This window comes from Caldifermentibacillus hisashii (assembly GCF_039654145.1).
Taxonomy (GTDB): Bacteria; Bacillota; Bacilli; order Bacillales; family Caldibacillaceae; genus Caldifermentibacillus; species Caldifermentibacillus hisashii.
In genome coordinates, this window is the sequence record NZ_CP155467.1 from 2,228,809 (window position 1) to 2,253,842 (window position 25,034).

At 36.2% G+C, this 25,034-nt stretch carries 28 protein-coding genes and 1 riboswitch; of the genes, 3 read left to right on the top strand and 25 right to left on the bottom strand.

The window, feature by feature from the left end:
* Positions 1-281 precede the first annotated feature (281 nt).
* From NSQ14_RS10580 to sleB, 14 genes are all read right to left on the bottom strand, one after another.
* A complete protein-coding gene (locus NSQ14_RS10580; RefSeq protein ID WP_034770657.1) occupies positions 282-995 on the bottom strand; it encodes an LptM family lipoprotein in 714 nt (237 codons plus the stop codon).
* Positions 996-1,079: 84 nt separating this feature from the next.
* A complete protein-coding gene (locus NSQ14_RS10585) occupies positions 1,080-1,283 on the bottom strand; it encodes a DUF2768 domain-containing protein (RefSeq protein ID WP_034770660.1) in 204 nt (67 codons plus the stop codon).
* A gap of 283 nt (positions 1,284-1,566) precedes the next feature.
* A complete protein-coding gene (locus NSQ14_RS10590; protein WP_328189004.1) occupies positions 1,567-2,604 on the bottom strand; it encodes an NAD(P)H-dependent glycerol-3-phosphate dehydrogenase in 1,038 nt (345 codons plus the stop codon).
* Between the two features lie 13 nt (positions 2,605-2,617).
* Positions 2,618-3,928 carry a ribosome biogenesis GTPase Der gene (gene der / locus NSQ14_RS10595; protein WP_095141182.1) on the bottom strand — a complete coding sequence of 437 codons (1,311 nt, stop codon included), beginning with the start codon at positions 3,926-3,928 and terminating at the stop codon, positions 2,618-2,620.
* Between the two features lie 269 nt (positions 3,929-4,197).
* Positions 4,198-4,395, bottom strand: a complete 198-nt coding sequence (locus tag NSQ14_RS10600) for a capping complex subunit for YIEGIA (RefSeq protein WP_408912574.1) — start codon at positions 4,393-4,395, stop codon at positions 4,198-4,200.
* Positions 4,392-5,273 (bottom strand): YIEGIA family protein, encoded by an 882-nt coding sequence (locus tag NSQ14_RS10605; RefSeq protein ID WP_346216315.1) that lies wholly within the window; start codon positions 5,271-5,273, stop codon positions 4,392-4,394. The genes NSQ14_RS10600 and NSQ14_RS10605 overlap by 4 nt, the downstream gene beginning before the upstream one ends.
* Before the next feature lies 1 nt (position 5,274).
* Positions 5,275-5,877, bottom strand: a complete 603-nt coding sequence (locus NSQ14_RS10610) for a YphA family membrane protein (protein WP_251245866.1) — start codon at positions 5,875-5,877, stop codon at positions 5,275-5,277.
* Between the two features lie 352 nt (positions 5,878-6,229).
* A complete protein-coding gene (gene rpsA / locus NSQ14_RS10615) occupies positions 6,230-7,375 on the bottom strand; it encodes a 30S ribosomal protein S1 (RefSeq protein WP_041846362.1) in 1,146 nt (381 codons plus the stop codon).
* A gap of 94 nt (positions 7,376-7,469) precedes the next feature.
* The gene (locus NSQ14_RS10620; RefSeq protein WP_216407375.1) at positions 7,470-8,051 is read right to left on the bottom strand and encodes a lysophospholipid acyltransferase family protein; all 582 of its coding nucleotides are present in this window, start codon (positions 8,049-8,051) and stop codon (positions 7,470-7,472) included.
* A 1-nt stretch (position 8,052) separates the two neighbouring features.
* Positions 8,053-8,727 (bottom strand): (d)CMP kinase, encoded by a 675-nt coding sequence (cmk, locus tag NSQ14_RS10625; protein WP_346216316.1) that lies wholly within the window; start codon positions 8,725-8,727, stop codon positions 8,053-8,055.
* 216 nt (positions 8,728-8,943) lie between these two features.
* Positions 8,944-9,123 carry a YpfB family protein gene (locus NSQ14_RS10630; RefSeq protein ID WP_034770679.1) on the bottom strand — a complete coding sequence of 60 codons (180 nt, stop codon included), beginning with the start codon at positions 9,121-9,123 and terminating at the stop codon, positions 8,944-8,946.
* 56 nt (positions 9,124-9,179) lie between these two features.
* Entirely contained in the window at positions 9,180-9,842 is a 663-nt protein-coding gene (locus NSQ14_RS10635) for a flagellar brake protein (protein WP_346216317.1), read from the bottom strand.
* Positions 9,843-10,058: 216 nt separating this feature from the next.
* Entirely contained in the window at positions 10,059-11,417 is a 1,359-nt protein-coding gene (gene ypeB / locus NSQ14_RS10640; protein WP_041846358.1) for a germination protein YpeB, read from the bottom strand.
* 11 nt (positions 11,418-11,428) lie between these two features.
* Positions 11,429-12,370, bottom strand: coding sequence for a spore cortex-lytic enzyme (gene sleB / locus NSQ14_RS10645; RefSeq protein ID WP_428831593.1), 942 nt, complete (start codon positions 12,368-12,370; stop codon positions 11,429-11,431).
* A gap of 299 nt (positions 12,371-12,669) precedes the next feature.
* On the opposite strand from sleB, the gene NSQ14_RS10650 reads away from it, so the two are divergent.
* The gene (locus tag NSQ14_RS10650) at positions 12,670-13,284 is read left to right on the top strand and encodes a hypothetical protein (protein ID WP_095141188.1); all 615 of its coding nucleotides are present in this window, start codon (positions 12,670-12,672) and stop codon (positions 13,282-13,284) included.
* Positions 13,285-13,366: 82 nt separating this feature from the next.
* Here NSQ14_RS10650 and prsW read toward each other — a convergent pair whose 3' ends face one another.
* Positions 13,367-14,056: a glutamic-type intramembrane protease PrsW gene (gene prsW / locus NSQ14_RS10655; RefSeq protein WP_034770688.1), complete on the bottom strand. Its 690-nt coding sequence runs from the start codon at positions 14,054-14,056 to the stop codon at positions 13,367-13,369.
* Positions 14,057-14,145: 89 nt separating this feature from the next.
* Here prsW and NSQ14_RS10660 point away from each other — a divergent pair, with 89 nt between their 5' ends.
* The gene (locus tag NSQ14_RS10660; protein WP_034770690.1) at positions 14,146-15,117 is read left to right on the top strand and encodes an asparaginase; all 972 of its coding nucleotides are present in this window, start codon (positions 14,146-14,148) and stop codon (positions 15,115-15,117) included.
* A gap of 264 nt (positions 15,118-15,381) precedes the next feature.
* On the opposite strand, the gene NSQ14_RS10665 is transcribed toward NSQ14_RS10660, so the two are convergent.
* The 8 genes from NSQ14_RS10665 to NSQ14_RS10700 form a co-directional block, all read right to left on the bottom strand.
* Positions 15,382-16,350, bottom strand: a complete 969-nt coding sequence (locus NSQ14_RS10665; protein ID WP_034770694.1) for a YpdA family putative bacillithiol disulfide reductase — start codon at positions 16,348-16,350, stop codon at positions 15,382-15,384.
* A gap of 200 nt (positions 16,351-16,550) precedes the next feature.
* Positions 16,551-17,828 carry a Glu/Leu/Phe/Val family dehydrogenase gene (locus tag NSQ14_RS10670; RefSeq protein ID WP_034770697.1) on the bottom strand — a complete coding sequence of 426 codons (1,278 nt, stop codon included), beginning with the start codon at positions 17,826-17,828 and terminating at the stop codon, positions 16,551-16,553.
* Positions 17,829-17,968: 140 nt separating this feature from the next.
* Positions 17,969-18,556, bottom strand: a complete 588-nt coding sequence (locus NSQ14_RS10675; RefSeq protein ID WP_034770699.1) for an adaptor protein MecA — start codon at positions 18,554-18,556, stop codon at positions 17,969-17,971.
* Positions 18,557-18,651: 95 nt separating this feature from the next.
* Positions 18,652-19,107: a YpbF family protein gene (locus tag NSQ14_RS10680; RefSeq protein ID WP_346216319.1), complete on the bottom strand. Its 456-nt coding sequence runs from the start codon at positions 19,105-19,107 to the stop codon at positions 18,652-18,654.
* Positions 19,108-19,230: 123 nt separating this feature from the next.
* Positions 19,231-19,524: a hypothetical protein gene (locus tag NSQ14_RS10685; RefSeq protein WP_346216320.1), complete on the bottom strand. Its 294-nt coding sequence runs from the start codon at positions 19,522-19,524 to the stop codon at positions 19,231-19,233.
* A gap of 36 nt (positions 19,525-19,560) precedes the next feature.
* Positions 19,561-20,151 (bottom strand): CPBP family intramembrane glutamic endopeptidase, encoded by a 591-nt coding sequence (locus tag NSQ14_RS10690; RefSeq protein ID WP_346216321.1) that lies wholly within the window; start codon positions 20,149-20,151, stop codon positions 19,561-19,563.
* A gap of 1 nt (position 20,152) precedes the next feature.
* Positions 20,153-21,643 carry a RecQ family ATP-dependent DNA helicase gene (locus NSQ14_RS10695; RefSeq protein WP_034770705.1) on the bottom strand — a complete coding sequence of 497 codons (1,491 nt, stop codon included), beginning with the start codon at positions 21,641-21,643 and terminating at the stop codon, positions 20,153-20,155.
* Between the two features lie 28 nt (positions 21,644-21,671).
* Entirely contained in the window at positions 21,672-22,739 is a 1,068-nt protein-coding gene (locus tag NSQ14_RS10700) for a helix-turn-helix domain-containing protein (RefSeq protein ID WP_346216322.1), read from the bottom strand.
* Positions 22,740-22,952: 213 nt separating this feature from the next.
* Here NSQ14_RS10700 and NSQ14_RS10705 point away from each other — a divergent pair, with 213 nt between their 5' ends.
* The gene (locus NSQ14_RS10705; RefSeq protein WP_034770710.1) at positions 22,953-23,201 is read left to right on the top strand and encodes a ferredoxin; all 249 of its coding nucleotides are present in this window, start codon (positions 22,953-22,955) and stop codon (positions 23,199-23,201) included.
* A 55-nt stretch (positions 23,202-23,256) separates the two neighbouring features.
* Here NSQ14_RS10705 and NSQ14_RS10710 read toward each other — a convergent pair whose 3' ends face one another.
* Positions 23,257-23,826, bottom strand: a complete 570-nt coding sequence (locus NSQ14_RS10710) for an ECF transporter S component (RefSeq protein WP_251240812.1) — start codon at positions 23,824-23,826, stop codon at positions 23,257-23,259.
* Between the two features lie 157 nt (positions 23,827-23,983).
* Positions 23,984-24,119, bottom strand: a riboswitch (FMN riboswitch).
* Between the two features lie 128 nt (positions 24,120-24,247).
* Positions 24,248-24,949 (bottom strand): peptidoglycan DD-metalloendopeptidase family protein, encoded by a 702-nt coding sequence (locus tag NSQ14_RS10715; protein ID WP_343127859.1) that lies wholly within the window; start codon positions 24,947-24,949, stop codon positions 24,248-24,250.
* Positions 24,950-25,034 lie beyond the last annotated feature (85 nt).

Consider the following 25,034-nt stretch of genomic DNA (forward strand, 5'->3'; position numbering starts at 1 on the left):
TTGCTGGGATATTTAATCCGGTTTTTACTCCTATGGACATTATATATTTATGTTGTTGTCCACTTAACTTATGACTATTATTTTATTTGTTTTATATTTTTTACCCTCCCTGCCTGCAAAAAATATATAACCCCTCTCCTACAATATATTGTAAAAAAGAGGGGTTATTCCTGTTTTTTATACTTTTTGAAAGATTAACTTTTCAACAATGAAGTAAATTCCAAGGATAGCGAAAAATTTTTTGATAAATGCATATAGGAGTCAGCACAACGTAAATCACTTCATTCCTTTTTCTCCATAAAAACCGGTTTCCCTTGTTCATCAATTGTATACGGAAGAGAATAGGCCGGTACAAAAATAGATTGCTCCGCCAACATTATTCGAATATCTTCACCCGGTTTTACTTTTGAAAGTTTACCTGTTTCCCATAGTTGGTAAAGGTCATTTGTATAATCGACATAAAGCTCACCCTCACCGGACATAATCAAAGGCAAGTTCTTTCCGGTATAGGGACTTTCTATCATTGGATCTTCTTCAAATCCTAATTTCTTATAGTCTAAAGAAAATGCGTTTTTACCGATTACTTCTTTAAACGGAGGATATTCTTTAGATACTAAACGGTAATTTACCTCTCTAATTTTCTCAGCAATTCGTAAATCAAAAATTTTGACGGTCGGGTTCGTTTCCGGATTCATAATAACGTACTGGAACACGCCACCATTTTCATAAGCATTTTTCGGGATTTCCGATAAATATTGCGGGACAATCCGTTTGAAATCAACCAAATATTTCATAAACATGTCTGTTTCGTCATCTTTATTTTTTATCGGTAAAATTCCGTCATTATCTTGATAATAGTTATCTACCGCTTTTTGAACAGCTTCAACTTCCACTTCATTCGGTAAACGTTTTGCCTGATCGTCTTCCGGATATAAACACCCGCTGAGTATAAAACAAATGCTCATAATCGTAAAAAGGAATATTGCTTTTTTCACCCTGTTATTTCACATCCCCGCATGTCCAAATGGTTATTGTTTTATTCAGTTAACGACAGTTAAAATAGGAATACTTGAAAAATTTCATTCAATCGTTGGACCGGAAAAAACGATAATAAAGATAATGATACCGGAGTAAATCATCAATCCGTATGCAACAAAGGCCGTCAGTATTCGTAAAAGTCTCATTTTCAATTTATAGCGGCTTAAATAAATGAGAACGATGGAAAGAAACATAAAACCCATAGCCGCAAATGATATCCACATTTTTGTTAAGGCTAAAGACAACCTGTTCACCCCTTTTTGAGTATTTCAATAATTATAAAGTGTTTTTCGTCATCCATTCTATCATAATTTTAATAAACTGTATTGAAATATGTACATGCATCTCTGTTGTTAACGAACAAAAAGAAAAAGCTGAATGAAGCGGAGGCGTACACTTCTTTCAGCTTATCAGACAATTAATACCCAACCCTCGTTAAAACACACCATATTCTATGCACAAATAAAATATTCTGTATCTTCGAAGGCCCATTTTCATTGAAATATTCCATCTTCGTAATCGTGAAGATCATTCATTTTGTAAAATGTTGACTAAATCCTCCATCTCATGTGTCTTTTTTCTTGTCATTAATTCATCAACAGCTGCTTTCGGATTTAAATTTTCAAACAGCACTTTATATAATATGATTGAAATTGGCATATTGACTTGATATTTTTCTGCCAATTGATAGGCTGCTTTTGTTGTGCGAACTCCTTCAACCGTTTGTCCCATGTTATGTAAAATCTCCTGCAAACTTTCTCCTTTACCTAATGCGTTTCCGGCTCGCCAGTTTCTCGAATGCACACTCGTACATGTTACAATTAAATCACCAATTCCTGTCAATCCGGAAAAAGTGAGCGGATTCGCCCCCATCTTTGTCCCAAGACGGGCAATTTCGGCAAGTCCTCTTGTCATTAATGCGGCTTTGGCATTATCCCCATAACCGAGTCCATCTGAAATACCTGCTGCAAGGGCAATAATATTTTTCAATGCCCCGCCGATTTCAACACCGATTACATCCGGATTTGTATAGACCCGGAAATTCGTATTCATAAATAATTCTTGAACCATTTCAGCTACTGCAAGATTTTCCGAAGCAACTGCAACCGTTGTCGGGTGGCGCAGACTTACTTCCTCAGCATGGGAAGGCCCGGACAGAACGACAATATCTTTCAATAGATATTCAGGAACTTCCTCTTTAATTATTTCGGAAACGCGCTTTAAAGAACCGGGTTCAATTCCTTTACATACATGAACGATCGTAACCGGATTCTTTATATAATTTAATAATTTTTTCATCACTTCCCGGACAGCTTTTGTAGGGACTGCGACAATAATGATTTCACAGTTTTTAATTGCTTCCTCTAAATCATGATAAGCAATTATCGTTTCCGGCAGTAAAATATCCGGTAAATAATTTTCATTCATTTTCGTTTGATTGATTTTTTCTGCTTGTTCCTTATGATAACTCCATAACCGTACATCATGCCCGTTGTCGGCAAGAACAAGGGAAAGTGCAGTTCCCCAGCTTCCGGCACCTAATACGGTTAACGTTTTATTCGTCATTTTCTCCACTCCTTTATTTTCTAGCTCGCGGAATGATTCTAATCGGGGTTCCTAAAAATCCGAAAGCGTCCCGGATCCGATTTTCTAAAAAACGTTCATAGGAAAAATGCAGTAATTCCGGGTCATTTACAAACAAAACAAAAGTTGGAGGCTTTACGGATACTTGGGTTATATAATAGATTTTCAGCCGTTTCCCTTTGTCCGTTGGTGTCGGATTCATGGCAACCGCATCCATAATCACATCGTTTAACACATTCGTTTGTACTCTCAGTGAATGATTTTCACTGACGAGTTTAATCATCGGGATCAATGTATGTAACCTCTTTTTTGTTTTTGCGGAAACAAAAACGATCGGTGCATAATCAAGAAATAAAAATTGATTACGTATTTTCTTTTCAAATTCATTCATTGTTTTTTCATCTTTTTCAATGGCATCCCATTTATTAACGACGATGATGACTCCGCGTCCGGCCTCGTGAGGTAACCCCGCAATCCGTTTATCTTGTTCAATAATTCCTTCTTCAGCATCGATAACAACAAGAACCACATCAGAACGTTCAATTGCTCTTAACGCACGGAGGACCGAATATTTTTCCGTACTCTCATAAACTTTCCCTTTTTTACGAATTCCTGCCGTATCCATTATGACATAGTTTTGCCCTTCATATGTATAAGGCGAATCGACCGCATCTCTTGTTGTCCCGGCAATATCACTGACAATTACCCGTTCTTCACCCAATATTGCATTGACTAAAGAAGATTTACCGACATTCGGGCGGCCAATTAATGAAAATTTAATAACATCCTCGTCGTAATCGGCAGCAGCTTTATTTGGAAAATGTTTCACAACTTCATCGAGTAAATCACCAAGGCCAAGACCATGACTTCCGGAAATCGGAAACGGGTCCCCGAATCCTAATGAGTAGAAATCATAAATTTGATCACGCATTTCCGGATTATCCACTTTATTGACCGCTAAAACAACCGGTTTCTTTGAACGGTATAATATTTTCGCCACCTCTTCATCAGTCGCCGTCACACCGTCTCTACCGCTTGTTATCATAATGATCACATCTGCTTCATCAATGGCAATTTGTGCCTGCCAGCGGATTTGTTCGAGGAACGGTTCGTCTCCGATATCAATTCCACCGGTGTCGATAATATTAAATTCAACATTTAACCATTCTCCTTTTCCGTAAATACGGTCTCTTGTCACACCGGGGACATCTTCCTCAATTGAAATACGTTCCCCGACGATTCTGTTAAATATTGTTGATTTACCGACATTTGGCCTGCCAACTATAGCTACTACTGGCATTGACATATTCTTCACCTCTTCATCACTTCTTAAGATTCTTTCATGGCTATTTTAATGGAATGGCAAGTTTCAAGGATTTTCAATTAATTATCCCCTAGGCTAATATCTGATTGAAGCGAATCATCGCTTGCTATCCATCTATTTATATAAATGATAGAAAATAAACCCTTCTAGCCATAAAGAAGGGTTTAATCCATCCGTCTTCCATTTACAAATTATCCGAAGAAAATGTCCCAATATATTTTACCAAATTATAACTCATTTGCCAAATTGGATTAATGTTTTACGATAATCATGATTTCATCAGTTATTTTATGGGCAATTCCATCTAAAATCGGTTCTAAAACAGAGCATATTTTATACATTTCCTCTTGGTTATCACAATGGAATACAGCAATTCCACTCGGAGCTTTCTTTGGATTCGTCGTAATTATTGCAAGGATCATTTTTTCAATAGACATAACCAAATTCATTCCTCTTTCGTATTTCTTTCTGTCGGCATTCTTATTGCATTTTCCAAAGTTGGTGTATTGCCGATAATTTCAAGGGCCCTTTGAATATCGCGATTTTGTGGTAAAACAAAAACGGCAACCCGTCCGTCTTCCAAATCCCGTTTTGCAAGCGGCACAAGAGCCGGTGTTCCCGAATCTCGATAAACGCCTAAAGCGACTGCGACATCATGTAAAATGGCTTGTCGTTGCCCTAAATTGGCTATCGTCGAACGAGCATCGAAGTTTTTCGGCTTCAAGATAAATCCCATGCCGTATTTTAATATTTCTTCCTGCCTTTGGGGAAGGCCGATATTCATAATATAAATATTATCGATATAAAGTCCCTCATTAACAAAATGCGGTTTGACAAATTCAATATCAACAATATCTTTCAGTTTCCCGCCACCCATCAATTTTTTTGAAATAAGTATGCAAATCAAGGCAGCAATTAGTCCAACAACAATATTAAACTCGATATAAACCAATGTTGTAATCATTGCCGTAAAGATAACTAAATAATTGCGGCTTTCAAAAGCAACTGCGATTCCCTCGATATATGTGCTGCCACGGGAAACTAATTCATAAGAATCAAGCTGTGCTAACGTATTTCTTTCCATATTGCGAACTTCCCGAAATTGAGAAGCAGCAACCGTCAAAAACGTAATCGCGGTAATATTTTCTTCCATTAAAGCCGGGACTGCTACTGCTCCTAAAGCTGAGGCAATAAATCCTAGTGCTACATGGATAATTTTCCCGTGTAAATAAGTAGGATATTGCCGATAATCCGTTCGTAACATTAATATACGATCAAACAGACCGCATGCCATTCCAAATAATACCGGATATACGTATTCACTCATATTACAATTGTTTCTCCTTCTTTTGCTGAAAGTTTTTATGTTCAAAAGTCGTTTGTAAATATTCAAAACCGGACCAGATCGTTATAAAAACACAAGTCAAGGTCAAACCATCCAGAAAAGCGAAACTGCCAATCGGAAAATCAATGGAGAATTTTTTTAAAATGATCGCATAAAGGATATCTCCTTGAATAAGTCCAATAATAGTTGAAAAAATTCTTGCCTTATATTCTTTAAAAAGTAAAACAGCTAAACAAGCGCCAAGAAAACTAAGCAATATCTGCTGATCAATAAATATCCACACCGGATCATATAAAGATATGAGGTAAAAAACAGCTGTTGCACTCGATACAATAAAAATCCCGATGGTACAATATAGAAGTTTCCAAAAGGGTAATTTTATAAATGTTAAAAAAGATATGAATAATAAAAATAAAGTTGCTAACGATATATCAAGTCCGAGAAACCGAATCTTAAAAACAGACAAAATGATTGTTACAAGAAGGTATGCAGCTATTGGAAATCGATAGGGATTTGTTTTTTCCATAATAAATGTAGAATAAATCCATCCCGCCCAAGCAAGTCCGAAGAAAACAAAACCTGTCATATACTCCCTCCTATCTTTTCCATTATGAGCAAAATTATGTATTTTAAAACATAACGATACTTTGAATTCACTAAAGAAAACTCGGCGATTGCCGAGCTTTTGGCGAGAGCAGAGCCGTAGTTGCACTTATGCGTTAGGAAAGTAGAAATTGGAAAATTTATACTTTCCTATTAGCTAAAAAAGGGCAAAATTATCCTTGAGAGTCTTACAAATATAAACGATGAGCAAGAAGAGAAGTTAGGCTATTTCGTAGTAAGATGGTGAGGGCATGATTTTGGCGGCCAGGCTCGTTTCTTTTACCAAGACATAAAGAAAACTCGGCGAGAGGAATGCCGAGTTTTCTTTATTTAACTCACAGTTTTAATTTTTTCAATTGGTCACCGATCATATCACCTAATTGGAAACCTCTTTCTTCTTGTGGGAGTTCCACATCTTCTTTTACTTCCGGTTTTTCTAACTCCTTCATCGAAAGGGAAAGACGATTTTCAGCTTCATTGACACTCAAAACTTTTACAGTTACTGTTTGCCCTTCCTTCAACACTTCATGCGGTGTTCCTATATGTTTTTGTGAAATTTGTGAAATATGGACAAGACCTTCTACGCCAGGCAGTACTTCAACAAAGGCACCAAAGGAAACAAGCCGTTTTACCGTTCCTTCTACAACAGAACCAACAGGAAGTTTTTCACTTACTCCTTCCCATGGACCCGGTAATGTATCTTTAATTGATAGGGATACTCGTTCTTTCTCTGGATCAACAGCAAGGATTTTCACTTTCACTTGGTCACCTACATGAACAACCTCTGAAGGATGATTTACATGTTGATGAGAAAGCTGGGAAATATGAACTAAACCGTCGATACCACCGATATTAACGAATGCACCAAAGTCGGTAACTCGTTCGACCGTACCTTCGATCACCTCTCCCTCTTTCAAATTTGCCAATACTTCTTGCTTTTTCTGTTCATTTTGTTCCTTGACAACATCACGATGAGATAAGATTAACCGATTTTTTTCTTTATCCAATTCAACGATTTTAAATGTCATTGTTTGCCCTTTATAAATTGAAAGGTCTTCTACAAAGTGATCATCAACGAGTGAAGCCGGGACAAATCCACGGACACCGACATCAATAACAAGACCACCTTTTACGACATCACTTACTGTTGCTTCAATATATTCGCCATTTGCACTTTTTTCACTTAAACTTTCCCACGCTTTTTCAGCATCGACGCGCCGTTTTGATAATATAAGTGCTTCATCTTCCACTTTTGTAACGACTAAAGTTAATTCATCGCCCAGTTGAGCGGCGTCTTCAGCCTTTTCTATATGAAGGGCACTCAATTCGCTAATCGGAATAATTCCATCCAATTTACTGTTAGGAATATTGACGATTACTTGCTTGTCTTCCACTTTCGTCACCTGACCGGTAACATAATCTCCCACTGAAAAACTTTGAACCTCTATCTCATTCATCGTTTCGTTTGTATTTTCAGTCATATGTACTCCTCCTTAACTTGACACCAATGTTTATTATAAAGGAAAATAATTACCTTTACTTAACTTCTAATAAAAATTCCTATTTGTCAACACATTATTTATATTGTAACAAAATTTCTTTAATATGAGTCATAATTAATTCCGTTGCTTCTTCAGCTGAAGTTTTTTTATTTCGTAATTCATCAAAAGGAATCGGCTTTCCATAAACTATTTTTGTTTTTCGAAAAGGTTTATAAGTTCCGATAATAGCACAAGGTATTACGTAAGCATCCGATTTCAATGCAAAAAAACCAACCCCGGACATTCCTTTTCCAAGTTCACCTGTTTTACTTCTGGTCCCTTCAGGAAAAACCCCCAACACCTTTCCTTCCCTTAATGTTTCCAAACCTTTCCGAAGTGCTTCCCGATCGGCTTTACCCCGCTTAACGGGAAAAGCATGACAAAGTCGGATAATTTTATTTAATACCGGAATATTGAACAGCTCTTCTTTTGCCATGAAAATAACCGGTCTTTTCATGGTAATTCCGACAACCGGGGGATCGAGATTGTTAATATGGTTCGAACATAAAACGATTCCCCCTTCTTTCGGGATGTTTTCCAATCCAATTGTTTCGATCCGGAATAATGGGGTAAGAATGATTTTTACAATAATACGTGCAAATTTGTAGAAAAACATATTATTCCATCCTTTCAAAAACAAGTGCCATTATATTTTCAACAACTTGTTCAATCGACAATGACGTTGTATCAATTTCAATCGCATCTCTCGCTTTCTTCAAAGGGGCAAATTCTCGTTCAGAGTCCAAGCGATCTCTATTGGCAATATCGTTCTTCAATTGTTCAAAGTCGGAAGGAATTCCTTTTCGCATGTTTTCTTGGTGGCGCCTTTTCGCCCGTTCTTCTACACTCGCTTTTAAGAAAATTTTCACTTCAGCATTTGGAAGTACATATGTCCCAATATCCCTGCCATCCATGACAATTCCACCATTTTTTGCCAATTGTTGTTGTCTGGCTACCATTTCTTCCCTAACCAATTTATGTTTTGAAACAATGGATACATGATTAGTTATTTCCGGTAGTCTAATTTCCACGGTGACATCCTTACCATCAACAAATACTCGTTGGTTTTTACCATCTTGTTTTAATTCTATATTTGTCATTTTTAATAACTGATACAGGTCCTGTTCGTTTTCTAAATTTATTTTCCGATTTATCGCTTTCCATGTTATTGCCCGATACATAGCCCCCGTATCGATATAAATGTATGAAAGTTTTTGGGCAACAATTTTGGCAACTGTACTTTTTCCGGCCGCTGCGGGACCATCAATTGCAATCGAAATCTTTTTTTCCATAGAATAAAAACCTCTTTCAATCCATATAAAAATTATTTACAACATAAAACTTAATTATTTCACTTTATTTTATCATAAATAATTAATCAAAAGCAGACCAGCTGATGATTTTTTCCATAATAGCACCTAAAAACTTCCTGCTGCATTTAAATTTACATCCTTTTTGAAATTAAAATTTTCTTAATGCAAAAAGAAAAAGCAGGTATATACCTGCCCTTAGGGGGAATGAAAGGTTTCTAACACTTTTGAAAAATTTTCTTTCGTTACCCCTTCATACTGTGTCAATTCTTTTAATTCGGGAAATGCATTAAAGTGATGAAAAAGTAATTGACAAAGTATTAGGAAGATCGCGTGAATGATTACCAGTTTCATAATGACTCTTTCTACTTGCCTCATTTCTCTTCACCATCCATAATTTGTCACTATTATGGATGAAATAAAGGCAAAATATACTACTCATTTAATTCTTTTTTCCTTAAAGCTACTTGAGCTTCATAACAAAATTGAAGTAATATTTGTTCTTGCTTTTGGCTATTATTCAAAAACTTTAAGGAAAAAATCTTCCTAGTTTCATTATAGTCTATGATTCGAATAACCTCACATGTGAATTTTAAATAATGGTATTCTCCTGATCTTCTCGGTAAAACAAACCAACAAAGAATTTCTTGATGTTGACTTATTGGTATATTTTTGGGAACAAAAATTGATGCTCCCCCAGCACTTATATCATTTGTGATTGTATTAAAAGGAGCAAACTCGTTATATAAAGGATGAACAGCAACATCAATTGCATAATTTATTCGAACAAATTCCCGCCGCTGAATACGCACAATATCCTCCTGTTTCGGTCTAGATAATACTAGTAATGGAATCGCTTTCTTTTGCTTACCAATAACCATGGTGTTAAATTGATATGCTTGCTCAGACTCTTCTTCTACAAAGGAAACCTTTAGTTGTTCATCATTCATAACATATAATAACCGCTTTGAATTAAGTTCAACGGGATAGTCAATAAAAATGGTATCTTCATCAAAATCCATAAATTTACTTTTAAAACGTTGGAATTGATCATCATTTACCTTTTCAATGGTTAGAACCGTTCCGAGTTTAAACAATAAGATCTCCCTCCCCAGATTTAATCTTCTCTATCATCATTATGACACGTAAAAGGGAAAACAGCAATTTCCTTTAAGATTTTCAGACAAATTTATCCCAACTTAACGGCAAGTCAATGATCAAAAGAAAAGTGGGAGAGGGACCCGCCCCATGCGTCCGATTTGTTCAGTAAACACTCAGTGGGTAAACTTCCCACTGAGTGAAGTTGACATTATTCATGCTTTGCCATTGGCAACATCTTCATAAATTGGTTCAGCATTTTGTAATTTTTCCACATATTCTTCAGAACCATCCTGTGCATTTACATAAATCCGGTACGTATCATTATCTAATGTTCCAAGAAACTCATAGCAAAGCACTTCATCATTCACTTCATTATTAATGATAGCTAAACGGGTTTCCATTACATTGACATTTTTGTTAATGGCTTTGCGTGCTTCTTCCTCTGAAATTTTCGCACTTGGAATTTCCTTGTGTTTATTATTTGTACCTAAATATTGTTCTGCGGAAAAACCGATGATACTTCCATCATCTAATGCTACTTTCACCATAATGGATTCCGGATAAATACGGACATTATTCTTTTTCGTAACAAAATTGAATAAACCAATATGATCATACTGAGTACTTTCAAACAGCTCTAAATCTTTAAATCCCCGTTCAGTCAAAAATTGATTGGCTTTTATGGAGGCATCATTTAAGCTGATTTTTTGTTCTTTTACATCTCGACTATTGATCAGCCAAATCGGGTATCCACCTTTTTTTGTAATATCCATATTGGTTTCGCCATTTTTATCTTGGATGGAAACACTATAAAAACCAAAGTCGGACCCTTTTCCGTTTTCAACCACTTTTGTTTTTGCGTTTTGGGAAACTTTTGTATATTTTTTTGCGATATTTACAGCTTCATTCTTTGTTATTTTTTTACCAGGCAAATTGCGATAACCCGATTCCTTTTTTTCCATACTCGTCATAATCGGCCCCATGTCTGTTTCGGAATACCCTTCCACTTTTTTTTCGACAGTTTTAAAGCCATCAATAATGGTATTGTCAGCAGCTTCCCTTCCGGATGCAATCGCCATTTCTACATCCATCCACCGCAAATTGTTTTTCAATGTAAGATGTTGGACTTTCCGTAGTTCATTTTGAATTTCAGCCGCCTGAGAATATAATGATTGCAATGTTTTATATTCTTCATCTGTCAAGGGTTCTTTTTCTAAATCACGGACAGCGGTTTTATAACTAAAGTCGCCAATATTCGACAGAAATTCTTCTGTTTTATTAAAAGGAAGCAGTGTTAAGGGCAATTGACCCACGGAATTATTGGCTTCCGAAGTAATTCTCCATACCTCTGCAAGCGTCGGGGAAAGACTTGTTCTGGAACTCATTGCTAACGTTGTTCCGATTTTATCATGTAAAATATCAATATTATAGGTCAGTTCATGGAAGGCCCGTTGATAGTTATTTTCCGCATTGATTAAAATTGCGTTCTTTTCTTTATGTTCTTGATAACCCCAAATACCGACTCCGACTATGCCGACTGTCAAAACGCCGATCAATATATTTCTTATCATGTCTTCACCCCTTATTTACAGAATATATGTTTTCCAATTTGTTTAATTTGTGGCCTTGACCAAATCCATTTGTTTGTAGCTGTATTTGGGTTAAAGTAATAAATTGCACCACCGGTAGGATCCCAACCGTTAATCGCATCAAGAACTGCTTTTTTCGAAGTTTCATTCGGTGTTAACCATATTTGACCATCTGCAACTGCAGTGAATGCACCGGGTTCAAAAATGACCCCTGCAATCGTATGCGGGAATGAAGGGCTTTCTAACCGGTTTAAAATGACTGCCGCAACTGCAACTTGTCCGATGTACGGTTCGCCACGTGACTCACCGTGAACGGCATTTGCCATTAACTTGATATCATTTTGCGAAAATCCATTTGGAACATTTGTTGCAGTTGGTTTAGCAGGTGGGGCAGGTGTGGCGGGTTGTTGATTGGCTGTTCCACCACCTTGATTATTACCGCGCGCTTGTTGATTATTATTTGCCGTATTTCGATTTTGATTGTTTCCTGCCGGTTTTTGATTTTGATTGTTTCCTTGGGGTGCCCTATTTGTAGGTTTTTGATTTGTTTTTCCGGCAGCTCCGTCCTTTCCTTCTGTTTTTTGTTTGTTTAAATCAACACCACCATAATGCGTGAATTTATTCCCCTTATTTATCTGGTCCTTCACATATTTTTCATTATATTGGCTTGCCCGGGCAAGTTTTTGCTTTGTTGTCGCTCCTGCTAATCCATCAATTTTTAAGCCAAACTCATATTGAAAATTTCGTAAAGCCCAATATGTTCTCCATCCGAAAACGCCATCAATTTTCCCTGTATAAAATCCTAAATATTGTAAACGTGATTGTAATTCAATAACATCGTCTCCAACCGCTCCAATTTGTATGACTTGATTGGAGAATGCTTTAGCATCGCGATCATGTACACCCGAAACTAATAAAAACGTGCATATAAACATAATAATTGTTAGTTTCATCCATTTCTTTCGTGTAATCATATTGTTGTCCCTCCATGATGTAATAATCAAGTATCACTATTTTTTGTAAGAATTGGTTTTTTATGCAAAAGAATACTTAGGAGTACATTACAAGACTTATTACATATAAAAATCAAAGTTTTGGATAGAATAAATCTAACGAGGAAAAACTTCTCATACTTGGAAATTTCCCTAATGTAAATTAGTTGAAAATCTTCCAGCAATGAGGTATAACAAAAGTAGGAAAGGTCAAATATAGTCAAACTAAGGAGGTTTTCCTGATGTTCCCGTTTTTTAATAAAGATTTTTGGAAATCAATGATGGAAGGTCAAAAAGAATTGGAAATGAAGGCGCCAAACGGGGCAATCTATCGGTTTACCACCAATGCTATGGATGACAAAACATTTAATAAGTACAGGATGAAATTAGAAGAAGCAGTAAAAAATAAAGATCAAACGTTATTTGATCAGACATGGGAAGAATTAACCACTGCTAATCAATTGAAAACAGATATTGAAAATGAATTTCAAAAGTTTTCAAGTGAGATGCAAAAGTTTTTCGCAGAAACAAGTCCATTGTTCAACTTTTCAATCCCATTGTTAAATGATTTTAATGAAAGATCTTTCCTATCTGAAGAACAAATTGATAAACAAATTGCCCATTATGAAGATAAAATTAAACAACTTCAATCTATGAAAAATAATATGGACAATGAAAGAAGAAAACTGGAATTGAAGAGTAAAATTGATGAAAACAAAAGATTACTTGATGAAAAACTGGATGAATTCTCGAAAAACCTTGATAATGAAGAAATGAAAAAACGGCTGACGGATGAAATGACTCAAATAAACCAAGTAATTAAGCAATTGGAAAGTGAATTGCAATCATTATCGTAAAAAGTACAAAACTGGTCTGTACTTGATAAAGTCAGACCAGTTTTTTTCTCAGCTCGTAAAAGGGCTTTTTTTCGGTTACTTTTTAACCGCCCGAATCACGGTAAAAAATGTCCGTCACTTTCCTGTAATGGAGTTGATTATGTTTCGCTTTTTTTACTTTTCTCAATGCCAGCCACCAAAGAAACACCATAAACGGAATAATGATCATTAACCAAACCTTTTCTTTTAACAAAATATAGTCGTATAAACTGTGCAATAAAATTGGAAAAACTAATGAATAGAACATCCATGGATGATGTTCGTCCCGTTTCATAAACTTTGCTTTTCCAATATAATATCCCATGATTACGCCAAATAATGCATGACTGGATACCGGTAAAATAGCTCTGCCTATCGCATATTTGATGCCATTTCCTAACAAATATAATATATTTTCAGCTGTAGCAAATCCCAGTGAAATGGACACCCCATAAACAATCCCGTCATAATGCTCATCAAATTCCATAGATTTATAGATAGTAAAATAAATGATAAACCATTTAAAAAACTCTTCTAAAAAACCGGTGGTAAATGCTTTTACGGAATCGAGCGGCAACACTTGCTCTTTTTCCAGTACATATTGTATAAACATAATAGGGAATACCATAATCATGCCGAGTAAAAATATGCGAAATACTTCTTTTAGAGGTTCCTTCTCGTATTCATCTTTTAAGTAAAAATAGGATAGAAGGGCAAAACCCGGTGCAATACCGGCTGAAATGATTGTAAACATGACCCGCCTCATTTCAATTCTTTTTTACCATCGTATCATGAATAAAAAAAATTGAAAATATGTAAAAGACTGTTCACTTGGAGGATTTTATGAAGAAAATAGTTGTTATTCTTACTGGTGGAACGATATCAATGTATGAAGATGCGAATTCAAAATCTGTTAAGCCACATTTATCCAATCCATTATTAGATAAAGCTGATGAAATGGAAAAAATGGCCGATATCATTTTCGAAACTCCATTCAATCTTCCATCACCACATATTACACCAAAAGAGATGTTACAAATAAAGAAAATCATCGATCGTTATCTTGAAAAAGGTGGTGTTGACGGATTTGTCATTACCCACGGAACAGATACTTTGGAAGAGACAGCATACTTCTTAAATTTGACCATTGAAACCGATGTTCCGATCATTATTACCGGTGCAATGCGGTCAAGCAATGAAATTGGTACGGACGGATTTTATAACTTTTTAACATCGATTCGCACGGCGGTTCACGATCAAGCAAAAAGTAAAGGTGTTCTTGTCGTATTAAATGATGAAATCCATACCGCAAAAAATGTCACAAAAACACACACGAGTAATTTATCAACTTTCCAAAGTCCGCAATATGGACCGATAGGCATTGTTACAAAAAAAGAAATTGTTTTCCATTACCAGCCAAAATTGGAATCAAAGCTGTCAATTAAAGAGCTGACAAAGCGAGTTGAACTTGTCAAAGCATACGCCGGCATGGATGCATCACTTTTTTACTATCTAAGTCAAATGAGTATTGACGGTTTGGTTATCGAAGCACTCGGACAAGGCAATTTACCGCCGATGTGTTTGCCGGGGGTTAAAGCATTATTGGATAAAAAAATTCCAATTGTCCTGGTCTCCCGCTGTTTCAACGGTATTGTCGAGGATATTTATGCTTATGAAGGCGGTGGCGTCCAATTAAAACAATTGGGAATCATATTTTCAAACGGATTGAACGGTCAAAAAGCAAGAATCAAATTACAAATAGCTTTAGAAAAAACAAATGATCTTAAAAAAATTGAATCTTGGTTTCATGAATAGTTGCTTTCCTTTACTGATAATGTCGAAACTATATTCATACAACATAAACTAAGAGGATAGCATACTTTTCCTATCCTCTTCTCATTATCGTTACTAAGAAAATGCGATGTTTTGTAAGTAAGCTTTCTTATTGAATTAGACAATACCATCAGTCCACAAACAAACACCATTTTGTATACACTTAATTTTTCAAAAAGAACTATTGCTATCTGATCTTTTTTTAAGTAGTTTCTAACAGACAGGGCAGGTCCATTTTCCAAGAAATCATGAATTTAATCGTTTTTTTATTTCATTGGCAATTAAGTCCCCGTGAAATCGACCGTTTTCAATAAAAATTTCATTTGCATTGTTTCCGGCAGCAATCACACCGGCAATAAATATACCTTCCACATTAGTCTCCATGGTTTCTTCGTTAAAAAACGGCCGACCGGTTACCGGATCGATGGTTACCCCCATTTTAGTAAGGAAAAGATGATCCGGATGGTACCCTGTCATCGCAAAAACAAAATCATTAGCTATTTCTTCTCTTTTTCCGTCAACCTCATAGATAACTGAATTTGGAGTTATTTCAATTACATTCGCTTGAAACACCATCGCAATCTTTCCGTTTCTCACCATTGCCTCAAATTCAGGCAACACCCATGGTTTAATATGATTTGAATATTCGGAACCGCGGTACAAGACCGTTACTTTCGCTCCTGCTTGCTGAAGTGCCAAAGCCGCATCGACACTTGAGTTTTTACCCCCGATAACAACAACATTTTGGCCAAAGTAAGGATGTGCCTCTTTAAAATAATGGAATACTTTCGGTAATTCCTCGCCGGGTATATTCATATCGTTTGGGTGATCATAATACCCGGTCGCGATGATAATAAATTTTGCTTCATATCGATCCTTTGAGGTAGTTACGGTAAAAAGGTCTCCAGTTTTCCCCACCGATTCGACTGCTTCAAACGGTGCAATCCGCAGTTGTTTTATTTTGACCACTTCACGATAATATGCCAAAGCTTGATTGCGAGTCGGTTTGCGGTTTTCCGTAATAAAAGGAACACCGCCAATTTCCAATCGATCACTTGAGCTGAAAAAAGTTTGGTGTGTTGGAAATCGATAAATTGAATGAACAATATTTTCTTTTTCAATAATTAATGGGTTAATCCCAATTTCTTTTAAACGAATAGCTGCAGCTAACCCACAAGGACCACCGCCAACGATGATGCACTCCTCATAATGCATAGTAAATCCTCCTCAACAAGTTCATCTGATGTGACCGTTAATTTCTTTTAATCTAATGATAGGAGAATAAGGGCATTCTTTCAACATTAATTTAAAGCGAGTTACGTGGAGGTTTAAACTTAAATTAATGGAATAAGGCAATTCCAGCATCTGGAATTGCCTTATTCCATCAATTTTCGTACTTAAAAAAAATACAATGATTAGACCCAACCTCGAAAACGGCATGCTTCTGCTAATTTACGAACACCAACCATATAAGCAGCTAACCGCATATTTATTTTTCTGGTGGCAGCGGTATTGTAAACATTATTGAACGCTCTAACTATAATTTTTTCTAATTTCTCTTCTACTTCTTCTTCTGACCAGTAATATCCTTGATTATTTTGTACCCACTCAAAATAGGAAACGGTCACGCCCCCCGCTGAAGCTAACACATCAGGGACGATTAATTTTCCGCGTTCCGTTAAAATTTTTGTTGCTTCTAAAGTTGTCGGACCATTTGCGGCCTCAACAATAATATTTGCTTTAATACGATGTGCATTTTCTTCGGTGATCTGATTTTCGATTGCAGCCGGAATAAGTATATCGCAATCTAATTCCAGTAATTCCTGATTGGAAATCGTATTTTTAAATAAATTCGTTACCGTTCCAAAACTGTCTCTTTTATCCAGTAAATAATCTATATCCAAACCATCCGGATCATACAACGCACCGTAAGCATCAGAAATCCCGATTACTTTGGCACCGGCGTCATGCATGAATTTTGATAAAAAGCCGCCAGCATTACCGAAACCTTGAACGACAACACGGGCTCCTTCTAAATGAAATCCCTGCTTTTTGGCTGCTTCACGGATACAAATCGTAACACCTTTAGCCGTTGCAGAATCTCGTCCATGTGAACCGCCTAAAACTAACGGTTTCCCGGTAATAAAACCCGGTGAGTTAAATTCATCAATCCGGCTATATTCATCCATCATCCACGCCATGATTTGCGAATTAGTAAAAACATCCGGTGCCGGAATATCTTTTGTCGGACCGACCAACTGACTGATCGCTCTTACATAGCCGCGACTTAAAGCTTCCAACTCTCGAAATGACATTGTCCGTGGATCACAAACAATCCCGCCCTTTCCTCCACCATAAGGCAGGTCGACAATCCCACATTTTAAACTCATCCAAATGGACAGTGCCTTGACTTCCCGCTCAGTAACATTAGGATGAAAGCGGATTCCTCCCTTTGTCGGACCGACCGCATCATTATGTTGTGCCCGATAACCGGTAAAAACTTTCGTTGTACCGTTATCCATCCGAACCGGAATCTTTACTGTAATCATCCGGAGAGGTTCTTTTAACAATTCATATACGTCTTCTGAGTAACCTAATTTATCAAGTGCTTCACGTATTATCGTTTGCGTTGATGCTAATACATCATTTTTTTCTTCAGTATCGAAATGCTCTGAACCCTTTTGGGTGGTCATTTGTAAACCTCCTAATACACCGACAAATATTTGTTATTCAAAACTAAGTATACACAGAATTTAATATAATGCAAGAAAAATGACAGGGTTTGCAGGACTAAAGCAACATGAATCGATATGAGTCTCTTTTCATAAGAGACTCATAGATTTTGGAAATGTTTCATCAAGATTTGAATGGCAGATTCATTGATTAAACATCGTCCGTATTCTTCAAGAAATGCATATGTGATGGGGGAATTGTCCCCGTATTCAGAGAGGATTGAGGAGATTTGGTCAATTTTTGTTTCATCGTTAATCAGTAAATATAAATAGTAATGATTTTTATAGGTAAAAAGCGAGCCTCCCTGCCAAACCGGATAAATCCGGTGGGCAAATTGGAGCAAATTTTCTATATCTGTAAAAAGATATAAGAACTCTGCATTTACTTGAGTTGAGTCATTCCAATCTTGAGATTGAAATAGATCATTTTCAAAACTAAAATCATCATCCTCTTTTAACGTGAACGAAATAACCAACCCTTGAGTTTGAAGAGAATATACCTCTATAATAATTGTCCCTTCCATAAATTGTTCAAATTCCTCATAGGCTTCGTTTATCATATTGAAAAAGAGTTGATGCCATTTTAAAGAATTTTTATCCACATCATCCTCTGAAAGTCCAAGTTCCACCAATTCATCATATGTCAAAAAAATTTTTATTTGGTTTCCATCAATTCGCTCTAACCGCATAAGTTCGGCCTCCTGACTGTTGCAACTCCTATTGTATCGTATGAAAAATTTAATTATTTGTTCTTGGTACAGTCATAATTTCAGGAAACCGCTCCTCATTTATTTTCATGATACAAATTTATATCATATTTATTTTTCATCATTTCAAATACAAGATGGCGTTTTTCCCATCCTTCACCTTTCCATAAATCCGCACTTTTATCAATAATTTCGCAACGCAGCGCATGATATTCCTTTTCATATTTATCCATCTGCTTTTTCAAGACATTCATATATCCAAATAATCCAAACAAGGCGAATAAATAATACCCATTCTGTGAATTTGATACAAAAGCATTGAACATCTCAGCAGCCGAGTATGAATTTGGTTGGTAAACCGATATATATAAATAAATTCCGTACATAATAAATCCAAACACTGTTAACCAAACAACAATCAGATGACGTTTTTCATATTTATCAAACTTTCTTTTTCGCTTAACAACATTTTGCAACATTTCTTTTGTTGCTTCATCGGTCCAATCTTCCAAATTTTTAATAACATCTTCCACAACACCCCAGCTCCCCCATACATAATATCTATATATTAAAAATATGGGTAAGCTGTACAACATATTCCTTGAGTTTTCCATTAAAAATCAGAGGGATGGAAAAATTCCCTCTGATTGAACTCTCTATTCAAATTCAACTTGTTCAAAATGATCATCGTCTTTAACCGGATCTTCCTCTGAATGAAGAACATGATAATAGTAGATAAGACCTATCGTAATCGGTAATAGCAAAAAAATAAACGCTAAAATTTTTATTAAAGGATTTTGGATTTTCCTTTTTTTCTTTTTCTTCTTTTTGGCAGCTTCCCGTTTTTTCTTATGATACTCGCTCCGTGCCGGCAAATGGGAAGCCATGATCGTCTCTTCTTGTTGTTGAGACAATTCTCTTAATCGTTCTGCCTGATCCTGTTGCACCATTATCAGCCACTCCCTTAATTAAACATCCCAACCTTCTTATTTCTGTTTGGGGAGGTTTTTAAAATAAATAAATAGCCCTAATAAACAATCGATAACAAAGTGCATAAAAAACGAAACGGCCAGATTTCCTGTCCACTCATATATGAAACCGATAAAAAAACTTAATACAATGACATCAAAAAATAAAAATTTATTGAATAAATAACGGAAATGAACGAGTGCAAAAATAACACTTGCCGTGACAAGACCAAATTTCGTTTGCAAGACACCGCGAAACAATAATTCTTCACAAAACGCAACGAGCAGAGTCATGAAAATAATCGGAACAACACCACGATTTGTAAATAATCGTTCATTAATTCCCCCATCATCAAAATACGCTAAGGGTAAAAATTTCATTAATAAAAAATCAATGAAGACAACAAGCGTCCCTGCTCCTCCGCCAATTTTGAGGATGGATTTGATGTTACTGAAATCGAATAATTGAAAGACGTCTAGGAAATCCGGAAAAAGGAAAAAGGCAAGGAGGACCGCAATAAAAAAAATTAGTGCTTGAGAAATGTAAAAATTTAATAAAAGTTCCTGATCGGACAATTGGTCAATCATTTGTTTTTGTCGATTTTTCACTTCATATCTCCATTTCTATCGAAAATAGTTCCGCCAGTCTATGTCGCCAATTAATCGGAAGAACCTGTTTCTTTAGTGCATTTGCTTGTTGATAACATGATAAATCGAGTCCACAATTATCGCAACAATTATCGTGTCTTTCTCTTTTTGTTTCCTGGAAGCTCATCAGCAATCGCTCTCGCCGACAACCTTCATATTCAATCCAATCTGTTATTTCTTGCAGTTTCACCTTTTTAATTGCCAGCCTTTCGTCAATAAATGAACGCAATTTCCTTTTAAAATCATTTTCGTCTTTACTATTTATATAAAACTTCCATAACAGTCGCCATTGTACTTCGGTATAACCTTCAGGGACTGCTGTTTTCTCCGGGACATTCCCGTCTATATTGTTGAGAAAATTTTTCAATCGTTGAATCCGTGAAAAATGGTCGATTTGAATATCGCTTGGATATTCGGATTCTAACAATTGTTGTTGGAGAAAGATATCGTCGTCCGCATAAAGCATAACAGCAATACTTTTTTCTCCATCTCGTCCGGCACGACCAATTTCCTGTAAATAAGATTCGAGATTGATCGGTGGATGAAAATGAATAATATAACGGACATTTTCTTTATTTACACCCATGCCAAATGCACTTGTTGCACACATTATTTTTAATTCATCATATAGAAATTGTTGTTGAAGTAATATCCGCATTTCTTGATCGATCCCGGAATGGTAAGCTGCCGCCGGGCCAAGAGAACGTTCATTCAACTCTTTTGCAACTTCATTTGCCAATTTTTTACTGGAAAAATATAAAATACCGGGGCCTGTTAATTGCTTGACCAGTTCAAACAAATGTTGTTTTTTTGTCTGATAATCTCGGACTTTGATTACTTGTAAAGCGATATTTGGCCGATCTACAGAATTAATATATTCCTCGGCATTTTCCATATGTAAGAACTTTTTAATATCATTTTGAACATCTTCCCGGGCAGTCGCTGTTAGTGCTAAGGTAACAGGATTTCCCAACTCGCGGCGAATCCGTCCCAGTTCAAGGTAATCAGGACGAAAATCATATCCCCACTGGGAAATACAGTGAGCTTCGTCAATAACTAATAAAGAAACTGGAACGGACTTTATTTTTTTAAAAATAAAATCGTTTTGGATTAATTCAGGCGAAATATATATAAATTTGTACTTGTGAACGTTCTGCAAAACCGATCGCCTTTCCTCCCTTGTTAAAAACGAATTGATGGCAACAACCCGTTTTTCACCGCGTATTTTCATCTGCTCAACTTGATCCTGCATGAGTGAAAGCAACGGGGAAATAATTAAGACCATCCCTTTCATTAAGTAACCCGGCAGTTGGTAGCATAATGATTTCCCTGTTCCGGTTGGTAAAAGCGCCAACGTATCCTTTTCGTTCAAAATGGATTGAATAATTTCCTTTTGTCCTTTTCGAAACTGAGTATAAGAAAATTTTTCATATAAAATCTTTTCTAACTCCATTTTCCCACCTATTTTTTCCTAATCATAATTAAACATCATTTTTGTCATTCATTTTGGATAAGACTAAGCGAATTGAAAAATAATCAATATCCGTCAAATAGTCTTTAATCGTTTTTAATTTTCTCGTTTGTAAAAGGTTTACCGCTTCGGTTATTCGTTTTTGTGTTTCTGGTTTTACATAAGTTTCAATTGAAAATGTCGGATCCAGTAAAGCAATTTCAATGATATGGTCTTCAATGGTACTTTTCTTTAGTTTACGAAATTTTGCGATTTCCTCAACGTTCTTTCCATATTTTAAAAATTTATATGTTTCCCAACTTGAACTGGTTAAAGTCCACGGTGACTTTCGATCAGCGAGCAATGAAGAAAGGATTGGAAATTCACCTCTTTCATGCCAAATGGTTTTGATCATAAAATGAAGGCAGCTGCGAAATGCTAATAGGTAATATGTCTCGTCTACAGCAGCTTGTTTGGCAATTTGCGTTGAGGTGTAGCCCGGTTTTTGATAGCCGGTAAATCTCGCTACGATATAATCAGGATTTTCTCGGTTCTGTTCACAAATTTCAAAAATTGTAAAAAGTTCATGATATAAACGTAGTGATAATTGTTTTTTGTTATAAATTTGCCGCTTCTCTCCAAGCCAACGTTTCACCCAGTTTTGGATCGGATAGTCTCTAACAACCGGAATAAATTTCGTTTCACTATAGGCCCAATTAGTAAGTATTTGAACGAGTAAGGTTAGCCTTTGCCAAAAAAGTTGTTCAATTTGGTGAAATTGCCAACCATTTAAGTGTTCCGGTACCGGAGATCCCGACATCAACTCGGAAAGTGCTTTTTTACCTGAATCAGTCAGCGTGACTGTTTTATTGGAAATAACTATTGACCCGGTTTTTTCTAATTTTTTCACTGTATCAATAAAAGCATCAGCGTCCATTTCCGGGTATACTGAGTAAAGATGTTGTAATGAATACCAAACTGCATCTTGTAATGTTTGTGTCGATTTTTTTCCGGTTAACAAATATTGGACAGCTTTAATTGATCGCTCACCTTTAAATTGGTATATACAGTACAAAATTAACGCATAAAAGTAGTTCACAGGTATCACCATCTTTATTTTACCATGAATTCGTTGGAAGGAATGGTTTTCTTTTCTCCAGGTAGATTTTCAACTAATTGTCAATAATCAACATGGTTGGATCATTTCCAGCTACAAATCTATTGAAAAGTCTTTGCCCGAGTTTTACAATGAAAGATGTCTTCCTTTCGTTCATGTAAAGAGAGACGAATAAATAAAGGAGGCTATAATGGAATGGGCAAATATACAATCGTTGATAAAGAAACATGTATCGCATGTGGTGCCTGTGGTGCTGCTGCTCCAGATATTTATGATTATGATGATGAAGGTATTGCATATGTAATACTTGACGATAATACCGGTACGAGTGAAGTACCTGAAATATTAGAAGACGATATGATGGATGCTTTCGAAGGCTGTCCGACTGATTCCATTCGTGTCAGTGATGAACCTTTTGATGGGGACCCGGACAAATTTGAGTAATGTATAAAAAGACCGATACTATTCGTATCGGTCCTTTTATGCTAATGTTTAATATCTATACCTGATTAAATGCAGACTGTTGTTTTTGAATCCAACTTTGCATCCTGATATATAATCCAAAGAAAACAGCGGATATTAATATTCCTTTTAGTAAATTAAACGGCAAAATCGCTTGAACAACTACTTCATTCGGCAAGTGGAAATTTAAAAAGTAGCCATACATCGGGATAAATACAAAATAATTCAGTACACTCATCACAAGTGCCGTAATCACACTGGCAGTTGCTAAAGCAATGGTTAAGCCTTTTGTCGTTTTAATTTTTAGATAAACAAAATACGTTGGCAAAATAAAACAGATTCCGGTAACAAAATTGGCAATATGACCAACCGGGACACCTGTTTCACTGCCGGTTGAAATTAAGTCCAATAAATTTTTAATTAACTCGATTAGTATTCCTGCTGCCGGTCCCATAATCATGGCCCCTATCAACGCAGGAATATCACTAAAATCAATTTTTAACCACGTTGGGAAACCCGGGAGCGGAAAGTTCAGGAGCATTAAAACATACGCGACTCCACTAAGCATTCCAATGATTACAAAAGCTTTGACATTAAATTTTTTCATTTCTACCTCTCCTTTTTTGTGATTCATCACAAAAGAAAGAAGAAGAATTGGTTTCGATTTCTTCCTCACAATAAAACCCCGAGAAAAATTCCTCGGGGAGATTGTTTAATGGCAGGTTAAATAAACGTCCTGAAATGAAAACAGAACAAACCGAAACCTCCATCTTCTCCCATCCAGACTATACTGTCGGCTTTGGAATCTCACCAAATCCTGTCTAAAAATTAGACTCGCGGGCTTAAAGGATACACCTTATTACCGCCGGTCGGGAATTTCACCCAGCCCCGAAGATGAACCATATTTTTTATTTAATATACTATATAAAAACAAAATTGTAAAGTAGAAAAACCTACATCCTGCGCATTTTTAGTAAAAAGATAAAATGGAATGGATCTAAAACCTCCGAATGGCCGGGCAAACTTTTCTACTGTTCCACCACTAATTGTTGGCCGGGTACAATGATTTCACTCTGTAAATCATTTAATTGTTTTATATCATGAACTGTTGTTTCGTACTTATTGGCAATTCCCCAAAGCGTATCACCGGATTTAACTGTGTACTTATCGGATAGCGTTTTACCCACTTCTACAGCTTTGGTAGGCATTAAACCGGCACTAACATGCTGGCCGATTTCCCCGATCCCGAAAATTTTTGTCGGGTCTATGGAGTTCTCTTTCGTTTCTGTCCATTCATTTTGATGTATTTCAAAATGCAAATGGGGGCCGGATGATTCACCGGTACTGCCCATCAATCCGATCTTCTGCCCTTTAGCAACCATTTGTCCTTCTTGAACTTCTCTTTTAGACAAATGAGCATAGACCGTTTCATAACCTGTTTCATGTTTAATAAACACAACATGACCATATGTATCAGAATAATATGATTTACTTACACGACCGACATCGACAGATAATACCGGAGTCCCTGTTACATCGGCAATATCAATTCCTTTATGTTGACCATTCCTTGTGCCAAATACATCGGTAATAACACCGTCTGCAGGCCAAATCCATGACAGTTCCATCCCCTCAGCCCTTGCGATTGATTGCTTACTTCCGATAATAAGAATGGTGATAATTACCATCATAATTATGCCAAGCAGCAGTCTTTTTATATATTCAACCATTATTTTCCTCCTAAAGTTAGTCATACTTTCGAACATTTTCAAATAGTGCTTGTCCAAAAAATGACAATAAAACCACATTACATTA

What these genes read in the sequence shown, in the direction of transcription:
- NSQ14_RS10590 (WP_328189004.1), bottom strand. Translation starts at nt 2,604, where the DNA reads ATGACGAATAAAACGTTAACCGTATTAGGTGCCGGAAGCTGGGGAACT.
- der (WP_095141182.1), bottom strand. Translation starts at nt 3,928, where the DNA reads ATGTCAATGCCAGTAGTAGCTATAGTTGGCAGGCCAAATGTCGGTAAA.
- NSQ14_RS10600 (WP_408912574.1), bottom strand. Translation starts at nt 4,395, where the DNA reads ATGAATTTGGTTATGTCTATTGAAAAAATGATCCTTGCAATAATTACG.
- NSQ14_RS10605 (WP_346216315.1), bottom strand. Translation starts at nt 5,273, where the DNA reads ATGAGTGAATACGTATATCCGGTATTATTTGGAATGGCATGCGGTCTG.
- NSQ14_RS10610 (WP_251245866.1), bottom strand. Translation starts at nt 5,877, where the DNA reads ATGACAGGTTTTGTTTTCTTCGGACTTGCTTGGGCGGGATGGATTTAT.
- rpsA (WP_041846362.1), bottom strand. Translation starts at nt 7,375, where the DNA reads ATGACTGAAAATACAAACGAAACGATGAATGAGATAGAGGTTCAAAGT.
- NSQ14_RS10620 (WP_216407375.1), bottom strand. Translation starts at nt 8,051, where the DNA reads ATGTTTTTCTACAAATTTGCACGTATTATTGTAAAAATCATTCTTACC.
- cmk (WP_346216316.1), bottom strand. Translation starts at nt 8,727, where the DNA reads ATGGAAAAAAAGATTTCGATTGCAATTGATGGTCCCGCAGCGGCCGGA.
- NSQ14_RS10630 (WP_034770679.1), bottom strand. Translation starts at nt 9,123, where the DNA reads ATGAGGCAAGTAGAAAGAGTCATTATGAAACTGGTAATCATTCACGCG.
- ypeB (WP_041846358.1), bottom strand. Translation starts at nt 11,417, where the DNA reads ATGATAAGAAATATATTGATCGGCGTTTTGACAGTCGGCATAGTCGGA.
- sleB (WP_428831593.1), bottom strand. Translation starts at nt 12,370, where the DNA reads ATGTTTATATGCACGTTTTTATTAGTTTCGGGTGTACATGATCGCGAT.
- NSQ14_RS10650 (WP_095141188.1), top strand. Translation starts at nt 12,670, where the DNA reads ATGTTCCCGTTTTTTAATAAAGATTTTTGGAAATCAATGATGGAAGGT.
- prsW (WP_034770688.1), bottom strand. Translation starts at nt 14,056, where the DNA reads ATGTTTACAATCATTTCAGCCGGTATTGCACCGGGTTTTGCCCTTCTA.
- NSQ14_RS10660 (WP_034770690.1), top strand. Translation starts at nt 14,146, where the DNA reads ATGAAGAAAATAGTTGTTATTCTTACTGGTGGAACGATATCAATGTAT.
- NSQ14_RS10665 (WP_034770694.1), bottom strand. Translation starts at nt 16,350, where the DNA reads ATGCATTATGAGGAGTGCATCATCGTTGGCGGTGGTCCTTGTGGGTTA.
- NSQ14_RS10670 (WP_034770697.1), bottom strand. Translation starts at nt 17,828, where the DNA reads ATGACCACCCAAAAGGGTTCAGAGCATTTCGATACTGAAGAAAAAAAT.
- NSQ14_RS10675 (WP_034770699.1), bottom strand. Translation starts at nt 18,556, where the DNA reads ATGCGGTTAGAGCGAATTGATGGAAACCAAATAAAAATTTTTTTGACA.
- NSQ14_RS10685 (WP_346216320.1), bottom strand. Translation starts at nt 19,524, where the DNA reads ATGGTGCAACAGGATCAGGCAGAACGATTAAGAGAATTGTCTCAACAA.
- NSQ14_RS10695 (WP_034770705.1), bottom strand. Translation starts at nt 21,643, where the DNA reads ATGGAGTTAGAAAAGATTTTATATGAAAAATTTTCTTATACTCAGTTT.
- NSQ14_RS10705 (WP_034770710.1), top strand. Translation starts at nt 22,953, where the DNA reads ATGGGCAAATATACAATCGTTGATAAAGAAACATGTATCGCATGTGGT.
- NSQ14_RS10710 (WP_251240812.1), bottom strand. Translation starts at nt 23,826, where the DNA reads ATGAAAAAATTTAATGTCAAAGCTTTTGTAATCATTGGAATGCTTAGT.
- NSQ14_RS10715 (WP_343127859.1), bottom strand. Translation starts at nt 24,949, where the DNA reads ATGGTTGAATATATAAAAAGACTGCTGCTTGGCATAATTATGATGGTA.